The organism is Mesorhizobium sp. P2_C7, from assembly GCF_056404515.1.
The window spans coordinates 267,927-283,690 of record NZ_JBFUDW010000003.1 but is presented as its reverse complement, the minus strand read 5'-3'; the positions used below and the strand labels follow the sequence as shown (position 1 = coordinate 283,690).

Sequence of the window (15,764 nt, the reverse complement as noted above, 5' to 3'; positions counted from 1 at the left end):
CTATCCCTGAGCGAGGCTCCTGTGGATGCTCTCCGCCGCGTCGCGGCCTTGCGCCACGGCCGAAACGGTGAGGTCGTCGCCGCCGAAGATGCAGTCGCCGCCGGCCCAGACCTTCGCGAGCGAGGTGCGGCCTTCCGCATCGACCTTGATGCGTCCGGCTTCGAGCTCGATCTCGGCACCGCTGCCGTTAAGCGCGGTCGGCACGAAACTCTGGCCGATCGCCTTGAACACCTGGTCGGCGACCAGTGTCAGCCTCTCGCCGGTGCCGGCAAGCCTGTCGCCGTCCATGGCGGTGTATTCGAGTTCGATGGCCGACACCTTGCCGCCTTCGGCAATTACCCGCTTCGGCTGCAGCCAGTGGCGGATGGTGACGCCGTTGGCGGCGGCAAGATCCTGTTCGAACCCGGAAGCGTTCATCTGCTCGTGGCCGCGCCGGTAGCAGATCGTCACTTCCTCGGCGCCAAGCAGCTTCGACTGCACCGCCGCGTCGATCGCCGTCATGCCGCCGCCGATGACGACGACACGCCGGCCAACCGGCAGGCTGGCGAGATCACTGGCCTGGCGCAGCTCGGCAATGAACTCGACCGCGTTGGTTACGCCGTCGGCATCCTCGCCATCGGCGCGCAGCGCATTGACGCCGCCAAGGCCCATGCCGAGGAACACGGCATCGTAATTGCGCATCAGGTCGGACAGCTGGTAGTCGCGACCAAGTGCCTTGCCGTTCTGGATGTCGATGCCGCCGATGGCGGTGACGTAGTCGACCTCGGCCTGGGCGAAATTGTCGACGCTCTTGTAGGCGGCGATGCCGTATTCGTTGAGCCCGCCGGCCTTCGGCCGCGCTTCCAGGATGGTCACGTCATGGCCGTGGCGGGCGAGCCGATGTGCGGCGGCGAGGCCGGCCGGCCCTGCCCCGACCACGGCGACCGTCTTGCCGGTGGCAGTGGCGCGTTGGTAAAACTGCTTGTTCTCGCTCATCGCGACATCGGTGGCATAGCGCTGCAGGCGGCCGATCTGGACCGGCTTGCCTTCCGCCACCTCGCGCACGCAAACCTCTTCGCACAGCGTCTCGGTCGGGCAGACGCGGGCGCACATGCCGCCCAGAATGTTCTGGTCGAAGATCGTCTTGGCCGAACCGATCGGATTGCCGGTCGATATCTGGCGGATGAACAGCGGAATGTCGATCGAGGTCGGGCATGCATTCATGCACGGCGCGTCGTAGCAGAAATAGCAGCGGTCGGATTCGACCAGCGCCTCGTGGTGATCGAGCGGCGGGTGCAGGTCGGAAAAATTGTCCGCATACTGGTCGGCTTGGAGCCGGCCGCCGGCAATGCCTTCCTTGAACTGGCCTTCTGGCATCGTCAGTTCCCCATGTTTTATTTTGGCGAAGGCTAGCACGTTTTATTTTTTTATCAATTGGTCAATTTTCGGCGCAGGGCCCTGAAAAGGCTAGATAAAACATGATATTTTTACTCATGTTATGGCGTTTGCAGTGCGAGCGAATGGCTGGGCGCGACAGCATGGCCATGGATAGCCCGGACCTCGTCCGCGACCAGTTCCTGCAACCGCCACAGATTGCGGTCGTGGATGCCGAACGCTTCGAGATGACTGACCGTGTTGTAGAGATATTCGGCGCCGGATCCGATGTGCCCGCAGGCTCTGGCCAGCACGCTCGCCACCTTGTCCAGCGGCTGCTTCAGCGACGTTCCCCTGCCCTTCGCCCCGACCCAGAAGCCAAGCGCGCGCAGCGATCCTTGTGCCGTATGCACCGGCAGCCACCTGACCGTGTCGATACTTTCGTGGTCGCTGATCTCGCGCCGCAGCAGCCTTTCGATCTGGGCCGGTTTTTCGCCTTCCGGCAAGCGATAGATGACGCCGTTGCACCGTCCACCCCGCTCGAGCGCCATCATCAGCCCCGGCTGCTCGGCGCTGCCGCGCCAACGCACCATGTCAAGGCAGAAGGAGCGGTGCCAGCCAAAGGCCGTGGCGAGTTGCTGCTCGACCGACTCGAACTCCGGCTTCCAAATCAGCGATCCATAGGCGAACACCCAAAGCGGCCCCTCGTCGGCTTCACCGGACAGCCGCAAGGCAAGGGGCCGGAAATCCTCGTCTTTCAATTCCGTCCAGCTCGGGTCAGGGCCAGGATCAGCCTCCTCCCGATGGCACAGTGCGACAAGCTCAGGCGTGAGCGACATCCGGCGCATGAAACGACATCCCCTCTCTACCGCAGAGAAATCGAAAACCGGTGGGCGCGCAACCCGGGAACGCTTGTCATAGACCGACATTCTTGTTTGCGCGATTGTCGGATTTCTGTCGTGAAGATCGTCCTAGGATGGATCGACCGACGATCGATGCATAACCGGTGAGGAGACCGACCATGCCAAAAACCCCGATGCCCTTTTTCTGGTACGAATTGTTGACCACAGATCTCGACGCCGCCGAGGCGTTCTATACCAAGGTGGTCGGCTGGACTGCGCAGCCTTTCGACAAGGCCCCCGGCATGCCGCGCTACATCGTCATGAATGTCGGCGAGCGTGGCGTCGGCGGGCTGATGACGATGCCCGAGGACGCCGCCAAGATGGGCATGCCGCCGGCTTGGCTCGGCTACATCCATACAAAAGACGTCGATGCCGCAACGGCATCGCTGGAGAAAGCCGGCGGTGCGGTTCACCGCAAGCCCGACGACATTCCGGGCGTCGGCCGCTTTGCCGTCGTCGCCGACCGGCAAGGCGCGACCTTCATGTTTCTGCAGCCGAACGGCCCGGACCAGCCCATCGTGCCAGCCAACACCCCAGGCCATATCGGCTGGCACGAGCTTTACACATCGGACTGGAAGGCCGCGTTCGATTTCTATTCCGACCAGTTCGGCTGGGCCAATGCCGGCGATTTCGACATGGGCCCGATGGGCACCTACCAGACCTTCACAGCCGGCCCCGAATCCGGTGGCGGCATCATGAACAAGCCGCAGCAGATCCCGGTGCCGGTCTGGCAGTTCTACTTCAATGTTGCGGCCATAGATGCGGCCGCCAAGCGGGTCACCGACAATGGTGGCAAGATCCTGATGGGCCCGATGGAGGTCCCCGGCGGCAGCTGGATCGTGCAATGCCAGGACCCGCAAGGCGCCCATTTCGCATTGATGGCGCCGGTGCGGTAAGAGGCCAGGCCCGGTTTCTCCGCCCCTCTGTCCATCTGGACAGAGGGGCGCTGTCTCGCTGACTCTGGCGCTCTTTGAGAATTACTCGGGCGTCAGCACCGCGACCTTCAGGTCTGCCTTTTTCGCGCCGCTGAACTGGACGGTGGCCGGGCCGGCCGCAAGCTTGAAACGCACGCTCTTGCGGATGCCGGGGCAGGTTTTCACACCGCTATAGCCCACTGACTTCATGGCGTGGCCGTCCTGAATGACATCGATCCAGGCCTCGCCTGACAGACTTATCTGAATGGCGCCCTCGGCCGGCACCTCGACGCTGGCGACGGCACCGAACGTGCCTGATGCGGGGGCATGTTCGGGCGGCAGCGCAAAACCGGCTTTCTCCGCCGGCACCAGTGCCAGATCCGCAGCAGCACCCACCACCAGCGTCGCTCCAGACGGCGTTGCAGGCGCTGCGGCAAACAACGCCTGTTCCCGCGTCACCGGCCATTTGAAGGCCTCGCAGCCGGCATCCTCGGCCATGGCGAAGCTGGTCCCTGCAAGGATTGCGAATAGACTGATGGCGACTTTTTTCATAACCAAGGGAACCCACCTGTTCGGAATGTCCATATTATGGGTACAACCATAGCGATACAAATGCAACCCCTACGAGAACAATATGAAAGGTCAAACCGAGGAACATTTCCAATCACCGATTGTTGATGGCATGCCATGGGAAGTGAATGGTCCGTTACCCAGCGACAATCTATGGCCGGTCGGGAAGCGACAAATGGAGCCATTTATGAAGCTTTTCGAAAGCCTCGCAAAGTATCAGCCGCAGGCCTTGGGGGTGCTGCGTATCATGACGGCGCTGCAGTTCGTTGAGCACGGCAGCCAGAAATTGTTCAATTTTCCCATAAGCGACCAACCCCATACCCTTACCGGGCTGACACTCGCCGCTGGAATTCTCGAATTCGCCGGCGGCATCCTGCTGGCGCTGGGGCTGTTCACCCGCCCGGTCGCGTTCCTGCTGGCCGGCGAAATGGCGATCGCCTATTTCACGGCGCACATGCCGCGCGACTTTTTCCCCGTCAACAACGGCGGAGATTTGGCGATCTCGTTCTGCTTCATCTTCCTCTATCTGGTGTTTGCCGGCGCCGGGGCCTTCGCACTGGACAACCGCCGGAGCGCCTGACCACTTGGGAGGGATGCGTGCTCAAGCGCGCATCCTCTCGAAATTGGCGTCGAACAGCGGCGCCGCCTGCATGCGCGCGACATGCCGCTTGCCCAAGAGCTCGATCTCGAAGCCTTCGCTCTCGTCGGCGATCTCCTTCGGCACATAGCCGACGGCAACGGACTGTTTCGAGTGATGCGCGTAGCCACCCGAAGTCACCCAGCCACGCACCACGCCATCGAACCAGATCGGCTCGTCGCCGATGACATCAGCATCGTCGGCATCGACGATGAAGGCGCGCAGGCGCAGCTTGCCGCCCTGCTTGCGCTCGGCGAGCGCCGCGGCCTTGCCGATGAAGTCCGCATCCTTGCTGTAGGCAACGAAGCGGTCGAGACCGGCTTCCAGCGGCCCATAGATCGGCCGGTACTCGCGCGCCCATGAGCCGTAGTTCTTCTCCAGCCGCAGCGCGTTCAGCGCCCGCGAGCCGAACAGGCCGATGCCGAATTCCTCGCCGGCTGCCATCAGGGCCTGGAATACGGCGCGCTGATACTCCGGCGCCACCCACATCTCGTAGCCGAGATCGCCGGTGTAGCTGACGCGGCCGACCAGGCACGGCGCCATGCCGATGTCCATTCTTGCAACCGCCATAAAGGGAAACGCGGCGTTGGAGGCATCCGCGCGGCTGACCTTGGCCAGCACTTCCCGCGCTCTCGGCCCGGCGATCGCCAGGCCGTTGAGTTTCGGTCCCAGCGCCTCGATGCGGACTGAACCATCAGCAGGCAGATGCCGTTCGAACCAGCGCATATGGTATTGCTCGGCGATGCCTGAGCCGGCGAGGAACCAGCCTTCGCTATCCAGATTGGCCAGCGTAAAGTCGCCGATCAGCTTGCCGTCTTCCTTCAGCATCGGCGCCAGCGTCATGCGGCCGGGCCTGGGCAGCTTGCAGGCGAGCATCCGGTCGAGCCAGGCGGCCGCCCCCTCACCCGTCACCTTGTATTTGGCGAAGCTCGAAATCTCTGACAGGCCGACACCGTCGCGAACGGTCGCGACCTCCCTGGCGACCTGGGTGAAATCGCTCGAGCGGCGCCACGAGAACTCGTCCTTGACGCCCTCCGGCGCATACCACAGCGGCACCTCCAGCCCATAGGCGACGCCCCATTGCGCGCCCTTGGCCGACAGCAGGTCATAGACCGGTGTCGTCTTCAGCGGCCGCCCGGCGGGCAGTTCCTCATTGGGGAAGCGGATCGAAAAGCGCCTGGAATAGTTCTCGCGCACCTTGGCGTTGGTGTAGGCCATCGTTGCCCAGTCGCCGTAGCGCGCGACGTCCATCGCCCAGATATCCGCGCCGGGATCGCCCTCGATCATCCAGTTGGACAGCGCCAGGCCGACGCCGCCGCCTTGGCTGAAGCCGGCCATGACTCCACAGGCAACCCAGAAACCCGGCAGGCCGCGCACCGGCCCGACCAGCGGGTTGCCGTCCGGCGCGAAGGTGAAGGGGCCGTTGATGATCTGCTTGATGCCAGTGTTCTGGAACGCCGGGAAATGCCGGAAGCCGACCTCGAGCGACGGCGCGATGCGGTCGATGTCCGGCGCCAGCAATTCATGGCCGAAATTCCACGGCGTCTGGAACTCGGACCACGGCTTGTTGGCCTTCTCATAGGTACCCATCAGCATGCCGCCGCGTTCCTGGCGCAGATAGAGCTCGCCATCGAAATCGACCGCGTGGATGATCTCCGTGCCGGTCTTGGCGTTCCAGGCGGCGACCTCCGGCATGTCCTCGGTGATCAGGTACATGTGCTCCATCGCCAGCACCGGCAGTTCGAGCCCGACCATGCGGCCGACCTCGCGCGCCCACAGGCCGCCGGCATTGACGACATGCTCGGCCACCACCTCGCCCTTGTTGGTGATGACGCGCCACATCCCATCGGCGCGCCGCACGATGTCCTCGACCTTGGTGAAGCGCTCGACCTCGGCGCCGAGTTTGCGCGCCGCCTTGGCATAGGCGTGCGTCACCCCCGACGGATCGAGATGGCCGTCCTCCTTGTTTCTGACAGCGCCGACGAACTGCTTGGGATCGAGCAGCGGCATCAGTTCGGCCGCCTCGCTGGGCGAGATCTCCTCAAGCTCGATGCCGAGATAGCGCCCCTTGGCGACGACGCCGCGCAGCCAGTCCAGCCGCGCCTCGGTCGCCGCCAGAAGCACACCGCCGGTCAGGTGCACGCCGGTCGCCTGGCCGGAAAGCTCCTCGATCTCCTTGTAGAGGTTGATCGTGTATTTCTGCAGCTTGGCGACGTTGGGATCGCCATTGATCGTGTGCATGCCGCCGGCCGCGTGCCAGGTCGAGCCCGAGGTCAGCTCGTCACGCTCCAGAAGCACGACGTCGGTCCAGCCATGGCGGGCCAGATGGAACAGTACGGAGCACCCGACGACGCCGCCGCCAATGACCACGACCTTTGCATGCGATTTCATGGATTTTTCTCTGATATCAGTGTGTTGAATGGGTGAGATGAATCAAAACGCGAGGCATCACGGCTCGCCCTGCCCGATCGCTTCGCGCCGCTTGGCCATGTAGGCCTCAAGCGCCTCGCGCACGGCGATATCCATCACCGGCTCGACATAGTCCTCGAGCGCCTTCTTCCACAGCCGCGTCGCCCGCGCCGTGGCGTCGAGGCCACCGGCTTCCTGCCAGGCTTCGTAATTCTGCCAATTGGACAGCATCGGCTGGTAGAAGGCGGTGGCGTAACGCTCGAGCGTATGCGGCTCGCCGAAGAAATGGCCGCCGGTCGGCACCGCGCCCAAGGCTTCGACGGCAAGCTCCGCCTCGTTGACCTCGATCGGGCGCAGGAACTCCATCATGTGCTGGATCATCTCGACATCGATGATGAGCTTCTCGAACGACGCTGTCAGTCCGCCCTCCTGCCAGCCGGCAGCGTGGTAGACGAGATTGCCGTGGCCGAGCACCGCGCCCCACAGCGCCATCAGCGTCTCATACGCGCCCTGCGCATCGGCGGCGTTGGAGGCGGAACCCGGGGTGGTGCGGTAGGGCAGATTGTAGCGTCGCGCCAACTGCCCCGACGCGATGTTGGCCTTGGTATTCTCCGGCGTGCCGAAGGCCGGCGCGCCCGACTTCATGTCGACATTGGAAGTGAAGGCGCCATACATGACCGGCGCACCGGGGCGCACCAACTGCGTCAGCACCACGCCGAACAGCGCTTCGGCATTCTGTTGCGCCAGCGCGCCGGCCAGCGTCACCGGGCTCATCGCCCCCATCAGCGTGAACGGCGTCACCGCCACCGACTGGCCGAACTCGGCCATGGTCATCAGCCCCTCTGCCATCATCTCGTCAAAGCGGCGCGGCGAGTTGACCGAGATGATGGTGGTGATCCCGGGATCGTCGCGCATCTGGTCCAGCGTCAGCCCGCGCGCAATCGCCATCATCTCGATGCCGTCCAGCGCCCTACCCCTGCCGATCGCCGAGACATGGAAACTCTTGTCGGTCAGCGTCAAATTGGTGAAATAGGTGTCGAGATGACGGGAATTCGCCGGCAGTTCCACCGGCGCGCAGACCTGGTTGCCGAGCATGTGGATGCAGTTGAAGTGCTGCGCCAGCCGGGTGAGGTCGGAATAGTCGCGCAGATTGCCGGCGCGGCGGCCGCGTTCCATGTCATGCACATTGGGCGGCCCGGCGACGAGCGTGAAATTGATGGTGTTGCCGCCGAGATGAATTGCGTTGGCCGGATTGCGCGGCGTCAGCACATAGCTGGACTGCGTGGTCTTCAGCGCCTCGGCGACGAGGCCGCGATCGATGCGGACATTCGCCGAGGCATGATCGACGCTGGCGCCGGCCTTCTCGAACAGCGATAGCGCACGCGGGCTCATCACCTCGATGCCGAAATTCTCCAATATGTGCATCGACGCCTGATGGATCTGCTCGATCTGGTCGGCCGAGAGCATTGCCATTGGCGGATAGGGATTGGTCACGCGCCGGAGCGGCAATTGCGGGATGGCCGATGGCCCCCTGTTGCTGGTGCGCTCGGCGCCGCGCTTGCGTCTTGGTTCGTTCATGCATGACATCAAAGCCCCGGCAAACCGGGGAAGCTGTCAGAAATGCGCCGCCTACGGGCGTGATTTTAGCCACGGCGGCATTTCTGCAGTATCAGTTTAGGAAAAGCGACAAAATGCGTCGTGTTATTGGTACTGGATTTTGTCGAGCGGCTACGCCGGTGAGGCATTAACGAACGTCGCAAGATTCCTTTTATGTTTTCGCCCTATTGCTCCTCCAATGCGTAGTTCGAGTTTTAGTAAAATTGGTGCGGTTTGCGTGCTGCTGGCGCTTTCGGCCTGCGCCACGGCGCCCAGTCATATCAACAATGTTTGCGCCGTCTTCGACCAGAACGATGGCTGGTTCGACAACTGGCAGTCGGCCGCCGAGCGCACGCAGCAGAAATACGGCGTGCCGGTCCCCGTGTTGATGGCGACGGTGCGCAAGGAATCCGGCTTCAAGAGCAACGCTCGGCCGCCGCGCACCAAGCTGCTCGGCTTCATTCCATGGAAACACGTCTCGTCGGCCACCGGCTTCTCGCAGGCACTGGACGGCACCTGGTCGCAATATCAGAGAGAGACGGGCAACTGGGCAGCGCGGCGGACCAAATTTGCCGACGCCGTCGATTTCGTCGGCTGGTATCACTCTAAGACCGCAGACAGCTATGGTGTCGCCCGCAACGACACCTACAATCTCTATCTCGCCTACTATCTCGGCTGGACCGCCTATGGCCGCGGCAACCGCGGCGATGCCGGCGTCCAGGGCTATGCGAGGGCCACCGAAAAGATGGCGCGGGACTATGCGCAGCAGCTGGGCCAGTGCGGCAACTGAACGCGCCGCTGCGCTAACTCCGACTGCCCCCGTCAGTTCGGCTTTTTGCCGCGTGGAGCCTTAGGCGCGGGCGTCTCCGAAACATGAGGCGCGTCTTCCGGCACGCCCTCATGCGCGGCGTGTTCCTTATCGAACTTGATCACCGGCTCCATCTTGGCCAGCACGTCGTCCGCCAGCCAGCACAGGCTCATATGGCCGTCGCCCAGGTTCTTGACCGGCGGCACCTTGGTCTCGCACAGATTGTCCGGCACAAGTTTCTTGTAGCCGCAGCGTGTCTGGAACGGACAGCCCGACGGCGGGTTCATCGCCGAAGGAATGTCGCCCTCCAGCACGATGTGCCGCTTCACCACGCTGGTGTCAGCGATCGGGATCGCCGACAGCAGCGCCTCTGTATAGGGGTGATAGGGCGGCGCGAAGATCTGGTCGGTCGTGCCCTGCTCGACGATGTAGCCGAGATACATCACGACGACACGGTCGGCGATGTAGCGCACGACAGACAGATCGTGGCTGATGAACAGCATCGTCGTCTTGTTCTTGCGCTGGATGTCCATCAAGAGTTCGGTCACCGCCGCCTGCACGGACACATCGAGCGCCGATACCGGCTCGTCGGCCACCACCACCTTGGCGTCGCCGGCAAAGGCGCGCGCCACGCCGATGCGCTGCTTCTGGCCGCCGGACAGCTGGCGCGGCTTGCGGGTCTCGAATGCCCGCGGCAGCTTCACTAGGTCGAGCAGTTCCAGCATGCGCTTGCGGCGGTCGGCAACCGTCTTGCCGACGTTGAATTTCTCCAGCGTGCGGATGATCTGCGAACCGACCGAGTGGCTGGGATTGAGCGTATCGAACGGGTTCTGGAACACCATCTGGATCGACGACACGGTGTCGACGCTGCGCTTCTCGATGCCGGTCGACTGGATTTCCGTGTTGCCCAGCGTCACACTGCCGGAGCTTGCCGTCTCCAGCCCGAGCAGCACCTTGGCCAATGTCGACTTTCCACAGCCGGATTCACCGACGATGGCGACCGTCTCGGATTCGCGCGCCATGAACGAGATCGTCTCGTTGGCCTTGACGACGCGGCCTTCGCTCGAGCCGAACACCTCGCTGCCGCCAACCTTGTAGTATTTTCTCAAATCCTCGATCTTGAGCACCGGCGCGCCGGGCACGACGCGCTCATTGACCTTCTTGGCGCCGGGCGGCAGTGCCTCCCAGTCGATCTCGTTGAAACGCACGCAGCGCGAGAAATGGCCTTCGTGGCCCGCGACCTCGATCATCGGGATTTCGGCGGCATTGCAGACGCCCTCGACGAAATGGTGGCAGCGCGGGCCGAAATTGCAGCCTTTGGGCCGCTCATGCGGCAGCGGCAATTGCCCTGGGATGGAGATCAGCGGCCGTGAATTCTTGTCGGCGCCCGGCAGCGGGATCGAGCGGAACAGCCCTTGCGTGTAGGGATGGCGCATGCGGTCGAACACGTCTTTGATCTTGCCGGTCTCTACTGCTTCGCCCGAATACATCACCGTGATGCGGTCGCAGGTCTCCAGGATCAGGCCAAGATTGTGCGACACGAAGATCATCGAGGTGCCGAACTTCTCGCCCAGCCCCTTGACCAGATCGACGATCCCCGCCTCCACCGTCACGTCGAGCGCCGTCGTCGGCTCGTCGAGCAGAAGCAGTGCCGGCTTCGAAAGCAGCGCCATGGCGATGACGATGCGCTGCTGCTGGCCGCCCGAGAGCTGGTGCGGATAGGAGCGCATCATGCGCTCGGGGTCGGGAAGCTTGACCGAACGCACCATTTCGAGCGCCCGTTTGTAAGCCTCTTCCTTCGACACCTTGTCGTGGATCAGCGGCACTTCCATCAATTGCTGGCCGACCTTCATCGCCGGATTGAGGCTCGCCATCGGTTCCTGGTAGATCATGGCGATCTTGTTCCCGCGGATGGCGCGCAGCTCCTCGTCGGAGAGCTCGCCCATGTCCTTGCCCTGGAACTTGATCTTGCCGCCGACGATCTTTCCGATGTTGGAGAGGTCGCGCATGATGCCGAGCGACACGGTCGACTTGCCGCAGCCGGATTCGCCGACGATGCCCATCGCCTCGCCCGGCATGACCGTGCAGGAAAAATCCATGACGGCCGGGATCTCGCCCTTGCGGGTGAAGAAGGAGATCGACAGGTTCTCGATCTCGATGATCGGCCCATTGGTCGGCTTGGCGGGATTTCGAACTGCCTCATTCATGGGTCGCTCCAATCCTTGTTTCAGGCCGGCTCTTCGTTCTTGGGGTTGAAGATCCGTCCATCAGTCTTTCATCGATTGTTCGCGCAGCGAGTCGGCCAACAGGTTCAAGCCCAGCACGAACGACATCAGTGCGATCGTCGGCGGCAGCGCCGGGTGGATGAAGGAGCGCAGCAGCCGGCTGGCGTCCTTGATCGCGGTGCCCCAGTCCGGGCTTTCCGGCGCCAGGCCAAGGCCGAAATAGCCGAGCGTGCCTAGCAGGATCGTGGTGTAGCCGATGCGCAGGCAGGCGTCGACGATCAGCGGCCCGCGTGCATTGGGCAGGATCTCCCACAGCATGATGTACCAGGGCGATTCACCGCGCGTCTGCGCCGCCGCTACGTAGTCGCGCGTCTTGATGTCCATCACCAGGCCGCGCACGATACGAAACACGCCGGGGCTGGAGGCGAACACCACCGCCACGAAGATGTTGAGCTGGTTGGGGTCGATGTGCACGATCTTCAGCGGATCGGCGTCGAACACCAGGCCGGCATAGATCCAGCCACCGACGATCAGGGTGATGCCGAGCAGGATGTAGAGCCGATCGGGCCGGTTCTTGTAGCGCGTCCAGAACAGCACGCTGAAGAAGATGATCGGAAACAGGAAGAACACGCCGGCCATCGCATAGGGGATCGGCGTGTCCATGATGCCCGGCGTCACGAGCAGGTAGAACAGCAGGATCACCGGGAAGGCCAGCACCAGATTGGCCAGGAACGACAGCACTGTGTCGATCTTGCCGCCGTAGTAGCCGGCCGGCAAGCCGAGCGTGATGCCGACCATCAGCGCGAAGCCCGTCGCGGCAGGCGCTATGATCAGCACGATCTGGCTGCCATAGACCATGCGCGAAAACACGTCGCGTGCCAGCTTGTCACCGCCGAATAGATAGGTCAGCCCCGATTGCGGTTCGATGGCGCCCGGCAGCACGTCCTTCATGATCGGGACCTGGGCCAGCGGATCGAAGGGCGAGATGGTCGCGGCGAAGATCGCCGTGAACAGCCAGAACAGGCAGATGCCGACCCCGACTATGCCGACGCCGCTGTCGAACAGCTGGCCGTAGAGCGCCAGCTTCTTCTTGTAGGCGAAGCTCGCTCCCATGACGATGAGGAGCGCGATCCAGACCGGCCAGAAGCGCGACAGCACTTCGAGAACGACGGTGAAGGCACTGATGTATTGGATCGGCATCCGCTTCGCCCCCTACTGAACTCTGATACGCGGATTGAGAAACGCGTAGCCGACATCGGAAATCAGCTGCGTGATCAAGACGATGAACACCGAAACCAGCGAGCAGCCGAGCAGCAGGTCGATGTCGTTGTTGCCGGCAGCCTCGACCAGCGTGTAGCCGAAGCCCTGGTAGCGGAACATCACCTCGACGATGACGACGCCAGTGAGCAGCCAGGGAAACTGCAGCATGATGACGGTGAATGGCGCGATCAGCGCATTGCGCAGCGCGTGCTTCACCACCACGCTGCCGAAGGAGAGACCCTTCAATCGGGCGGTCCGGATATATTGCTGCGTCATCACCTCGACCATCGAAGCGCGCGTCATGCGGGCGATGTAGCCGATGCCGTAGATCGCCAGCGTCATGACCGGCAAAGTGAAATTGTAGAAGGTGATGCCCTGGCTGGCCGATGCCGCCGAGCCGTTCAACCAGCCAAGCCATGAGGCGAAGATGACGGTGAAGATGACGCCCGACACATATTCGGGTGTCGCGGTCGAGGCGATCGAGGCCACCGACAGCACGCGGTCGGTTCGCGACCCTTCGCGCATGCCGGCCAGAATGCCGATCAGCAGCGAGATCGGCACCATTACCGCCAGCACGCAGAGCATCAGGGTGCCGGTCGCGCCAAGGGCGGGAAACAGTTTCGAGGCGACGCTAGCCTTGAATTTGGTAGAGCAGCCGAAATCGCCCTCGAGAACGCCAGCGAAGGTCGGCACGACCGGATCGTTGCAGAAGGAGAAACGCTGCGCCGGCTTGCCGGTCGCCGGGTCGGTCACCGGCTGCTTGGGCACGACGCCCAGCCACTGCCCATAGCGGACGAAGAAGTTCTGCCGGTAGCCATGGTTGACCAGCCAGCTTTCGAGCTGCTCGGCCGAGGTATGCATTTCGGTCTGGCTGATCGCCAGCTTCTTCAGATTGGGTTCAAGGTTGATCAGGAAGAAGACGATCATGGTCAGGCACAGCATCGTCAATGCCATGGTGCCAAGGCGCCTGATAACGAAAGAAAGCATGGCGGTCCCCTGCCGATGGGTTGGGGTTTGAGCCGGCTATGAAAGCCAACCCTGCCGTGAGCGGCGGGGCTGGCTGTCAAACAGGCCTTCGGATGCGATCAACCCTGTTTTTGTTGCATGACCTTGCCCGGGAGTCCGCAACTTTTTTGAGAAGCGGACCTACAGGGACGGATGATGCCAACAGCGAGGGAAGGGGCTGATGCCCCTTCCCCTTGTCCGTGCGATCAAGCCTGGTCGAGCCAGACCTTGCCGTAGTCGCGCTCGAAGGTCGGATGCATCTTGTAGTTCTGCACCGCCTTGACAGAGTGGCTGTAGAGCTTGCGCCAGTACGGCTGGATCAAGATGCCGGAATCCTGCAGGATCTGCTCGATGTCCTTCATCATTTCCTTGCGCTTGGCGGCGTCGGCAACGGCGAGCGCTGCATTGAGCTTGGCGTCCCAGTCGGGGTTCGACCAGGCCGTCTCGTTCCAGGCCTCGCCTGTGCGATAGCCGATCGCAAGCACCTGGACGCCAAGCGGCCGCATGTTCCAGTTGGTCATCGACAGCGGATACTTGGTCCAATCGTTCCAGAACGTCGAGCCAGGCAGCACGGTGCGCTTCACCTTGAGGCCGGCGTCGCGCATCTGGGCGGCGATCGCATCGCCGGTGTTCTTGTGCCAGTCCTCGTCGACGGTGATCAGATCGTGCTCGAAGTCGGCCTGGCCTGCCTCCGCCATCAACGCCTTTGCCTTGGCCGGATCGCGGGCGACCTTCGCAAGCTCGAAATATTCCGGGTGAATCTGGCAGACATGGTGGTTTTCGGCAACGGTGCCGGCATTGCCGTAGCCGAGCTGAAGAACGACATTGTTGTCGACCGCAAGCTGCAACGCGTTGCGCACCTTCTGATCGCCATAGGGCTTGTTGTTGACGTTGGTGCGGCAAACGATGGTCGACGCCGTGACGATTTCCGACTTGACGAGGTCCATGCCGTCGAGGATCGACACATAGTCGGCCGAGGTCTCGAAGTTGGTGTGGACTTCGCCGGCTTCGAAAGCGCTGACCATGGCTGCCGGATCGGTGCCGTAGTCGATGAATTCCAGGCCATCGAGGAACACTTCGCCGTCCCACCACTTGTCGTCGGCACGGCGCTTGTAGACCACCTTCTGGCCGACATCGTAGGAGACGAGTTCGAACGGGCCGGTGCCGATCGGGCAGGATTTGAAATCGCCGCCCTTCTCATCGAAGCTCTTGTGAACGATCAGGCCGGGATAGTCGCACATGTTGGGGATGAGTGCGATATCGGGCTTGGAGAGCTTCAGCACGACCGTGTGGTCGTCAGGCTTAGTGACGGCGCTTTCGTCGAGCTTGTCGTCCTTGACCAGCGAGCCGAGACGGCCGGGCATGGAATTGCCTTCGGCTTTCTTGTCGGCCCAGCGCTTGAGGTTGAAGATGACGTCATCGGCGGTGAAGGGGTCGCCATTCGACCAGGTGACGCCCTTGCGCACATGCAGCGTGTACTGCGTGGCGTCGTCGTTCACGTCCCAGCTTTCCAGCAGATAGGGGCGGAACGTGTATTCGGATGTGTACTTGACCAGCGGCTCGAGCGCCTGGCGCTCGGCATTGGCGATTTCCGACCAGTCGGCTTTGCGCGGGTCCTTCGGATCCTTGATCCACTGGGCGATCTTCAGCGTGCCGCCCTTCTTGCCTTTTACCTCTTCGGCCTTCGCCGGCGTCGGGTCGGCGAGGCCGAGCAAGCCGTAAGCCATTGCCGTCGACGCGCCGAACACGCTGGCCATGGCCAGGAATTCGCGACGATCCACCGTGCCTGCCTTGGCGTCTTCGGCCATGGCCAGGATGTGATCGGGAACGCGATCGCCGTTACTCTTATAAATTGTCATGACTTAACTCCCATTGTTGGCTTTCCGCCTTTTAACATTCCGCATCCAGGCCATGATGTCAAAGCCGGTATGGATTGGAACATGTTAGCGAATGTGCAACTTTGGAAAGCGGGCGGTTCGCGTGATAACGACAGTCTTGGCGCAAAATTGCTACTGCCCGACGGATTCCTCTGGAATCTCGATAGTCGAATAAACTGAGACATTTACTGAAGGCCGAACAGCACCA

The 15,764-nt window shown here is 62.5% G+C and carries 12 protein-coding genes; 3 read left to right on the top strand and 9 right to left on the bottom strand.

Annotation, left to right across the window (positions count from 1 at the left end):
• Both AC1D2G_RS09075 and AC1D2G_RS09070 read right to left on the bottom strand, forming a co-directional pair.
• Complete coding sequence (locus AC1D2G_RS09075) at window positions 1-1,356, bottom strand: NAD(P)-dependent oxidoreductase (RefSeq protein ID WP_477413407.1); 1,356 nt, start codon at window positions 1,354-1,356, stop codon at window positions 1-3.
• Between the two features lie 119 nt (window positions 1,357-1,475).
• On the bottom strand, window positions 1,476-2,201 hold the full coding sequence (locus AC1D2G_RS09070; protein ID WP_477413405.1) for a gamma-glutamylcyclotransferase: 726 nt from the start codon (window positions 2,199-2,201) through the stop codon (window positions 1,476-1,478).
• A 173-nt stretch (window positions 2,202-2,374) separates the two neighbouring features.
• Between AC1D2G_RS09070 and AC1D2G_RS09065 the strand changes: the two genes are divergently transcribed.
• Window positions 2,375-3,151 (top strand): VOC family protein, encoded by a 777-nt coding sequence (locus tag AC1D2G_RS09065; RefSeq protein WP_477413403.1) that lies wholly within the window; start codon window positions 2,375-2,377, stop codon window positions 3,149-3,151.
• Between the two features lie 81 nt (window positions 3,152-3,232).
• Here AC1D2G_RS09065 and AC1D2G_RS09060 read toward each other — a convergent pair whose 3' ends face one another.
• Window positions 3,233-3,721: a hypothetical protein gene (locus tag AC1D2G_RS09060; RefSeq protein WP_167392384.1), complete on the bottom strand. Its 489-nt coding sequence runs from the start codon at window positions 3,719-3,721 to the stop codon at window positions 3,233-3,235.
• Window positions 3,722-3,926: 205 nt separating this feature from the next.
• Between AC1D2G_RS09060 and AC1D2G_RS09055 the strand changes: the two genes are divergently transcribed.
• Window positions 3,927-4,319 carry a DoxX family protein gene (locus AC1D2G_RS09055; protein ID WP_477413615.1) on the top strand — a complete coding sequence of 131 codons (393 nt, stop codon included), beginning with the start codon at window positions 3,927-3,929 and terminating at the stop codon, window positions 4,317-4,319.
• A 21-nt stretch (window positions 4,320-4,340) separates the two neighbouring features.
• Here AC1D2G_RS09055 and AC1D2G_RS09050 read toward each other — a convergent pair whose 3' ends face one another.
• Together AC1D2G_RS09050 and AC1D2G_RS09045 are read right to left on the bottom strand one after the other, a co-directional pair.
• A complete protein-coding gene (locus tag AC1D2G_RS09050) occupies window positions 4,341-6,767 on the bottom strand; it encodes a GcvT family protein (protein WP_477413402.1) in 2,427 nt (808 codons plus the stop codon).
• A gap of 57 nt (window positions 6,768-6,824) precedes the next feature.
• Entirely contained in the window at window positions 6,825-8,363 is a 1,539-nt protein-coding gene (locus tag AC1D2G_RS09045) for a trimethylamine methyltransferase family protein (RefSeq protein ID WP_477301925.1), read from the bottom strand.
• A gap of 217 nt (window positions 8,364-8,580) precedes the next feature.
• Here AC1D2G_RS09045 and AC1D2G_RS09040 point away from each other — a divergent pair, with 217 nt between their 5' ends.
• On the top strand, window positions 8,581-9,171 hold the full coding sequence (locus tag AC1D2G_RS09040) for a transglycosylase SLT domain-containing protein (RefSeq protein WP_477413400.1): 591 nt from the start codon (window positions 8,581-8,583) through the stop codon (window positions 9,169-9,171).
• A 32-nt stretch (window positions 9,172-9,203) separates the two neighbouring features.
• Here the strand turns inward: AC1D2G_RS09040 and AC1D2G_RS09035 are convergent, their stop codons facing one another.
• The 4 genes from AC1D2G_RS09035 to AC1D2G_RS09020 form a co-directional block, all read right to left on the bottom strand.
• Entirely contained in the window at window positions 9,204-11,396 is a 2,193-nt protein-coding gene (locus tag AC1D2G_RS09035) for a dipeptide ABC transporter ATP-binding protein (RefSeq protein WP_477413398.1), read from the bottom strand.
• 60 nt (window positions 11,397-11,456) lie between these two features.
• The gene (locus AC1D2G_RS09030) at window positions 11,457-12,614 is read right to left on the bottom strand and encodes an ABC transporter permease (RefSeq protein WP_457151197.1); all 1,158 of its coding nucleotides are present in this window, start codon (window positions 12,612-12,614) and stop codon (window positions 11,457-11,459) included.
• Between the two features lie 12 nt (window positions 12,615-12,626).
• Window positions 12,627-13,661: an ABC transporter permease gene (locus tag AC1D2G_RS09025; protein ID WP_477226940.1), complete on the bottom strand. Its 1,035-nt coding sequence runs from the start codon at window positions 13,659-13,661 to the stop codon at window positions 12,627-12,629.
• Window positions 13,662-13,885: 224 nt separating this feature from the next.
• Window positions 13,886-15,538, bottom strand: a complete 1,653-nt coding sequence (locus tag AC1D2G_RS09020) for an ABC transporter substrate-binding protein (protein ID WP_477301921.1) — start codon at window positions 15,536-15,538, stop codon at window positions 13,886-13,888.
• Between the last annotated feature and the right edge of the window lie 226 nt (window positions 15,539-15,764).

Excerpts from the sequence above, each read along its gene's own strand:
- AC1D2G_RS09030 (WP_457151197.1), bottom strand. The coding sequence starts at position 12,614 with ATGCCGATCCAATACATCAGTGCCTTCACCGTCGTTCTCGAAGTGCTG.
- AC1D2G_RS09075 (WP_477413407.1), bottom strand. The coding sequence starts at position 1,356 with ATGCCAGAAGGCCAGTTCAAGGAAGGCATTGCCGGCGGCCGGCTCCAA.
- AC1D2G_RS09040 (WP_477413400.1), top strand. The coding sequence starts at position 8,581 with ATGCGTAGTTCGAGTTTTAGTAAAATTGGTGCGGTTTGCGTGCTGCTG.
- AC1D2G_RS09025 (WP_477226940.1), bottom strand. The coding sequence starts at position 13,661 with ATGCTTTCTTTCGTTATCAGGCGCCTTGGCACCATGGCATTGACGATG.
- AC1D2G_RS09035 (WP_477413398.1), bottom strand. The coding sequence starts at position 11,396 with ATGAATGAGGCAGTTCGAAATCCCGCCAAGCCGACCAATGGGCCGATC.
- AC1D2G_RS09070 (WP_477413405.1), bottom strand. The coding sequence starts at position 2,201 with ATGCGCCGGATGTCGCTCACGCCTGAGCTTGTCGCACTGTGCCATCGG.
- AC1D2G_RS09020 (WP_477301921.1), bottom strand. The coding sequence starts at position 15,538 with ATGACAATTTATAAGAGTAACGGCGATCGCGTTCCCGATCACATCCTG.
- AC1D2G_RS09065 (WP_477413403.1), top strand. The coding sequence starts at position 2,375 with ATGCCAAAAACCCCGATGCCCTTTTTCTGGTACGAATTGTTGACCACA.
- AC1D2G_RS09055 (WP_477413615.1), top strand. The coding sequence starts at position 3,927 with ATGAAGCTTTTCGAAAGCCTCGCAAAGTATCAGCCGCAGGCCTTGGGG.
- AC1D2G_RS09060 (WP_167392384.1), bottom strand. The coding sequence starts at position 3,721 with ATGAAAAAAGTCGCCATCAGTCTATTCGCAATCCTTGCAGGGACCAGC.
- AC1D2G_RS09045 (WP_477301925.1), bottom strand. The coding sequence starts at position 8,363 with ATGAACGAACCAAGACGCAAGCGCGGCGCCGAGCGCACCAGCAACAGG.
- AC1D2G_RS09050 (WP_477413402.1), bottom strand. The coding sequence starts at position 6,767 with ATGAAATCGCATGCAAAGGTCGTGGTCATTGGCGGCGGCGTCGTCGGG.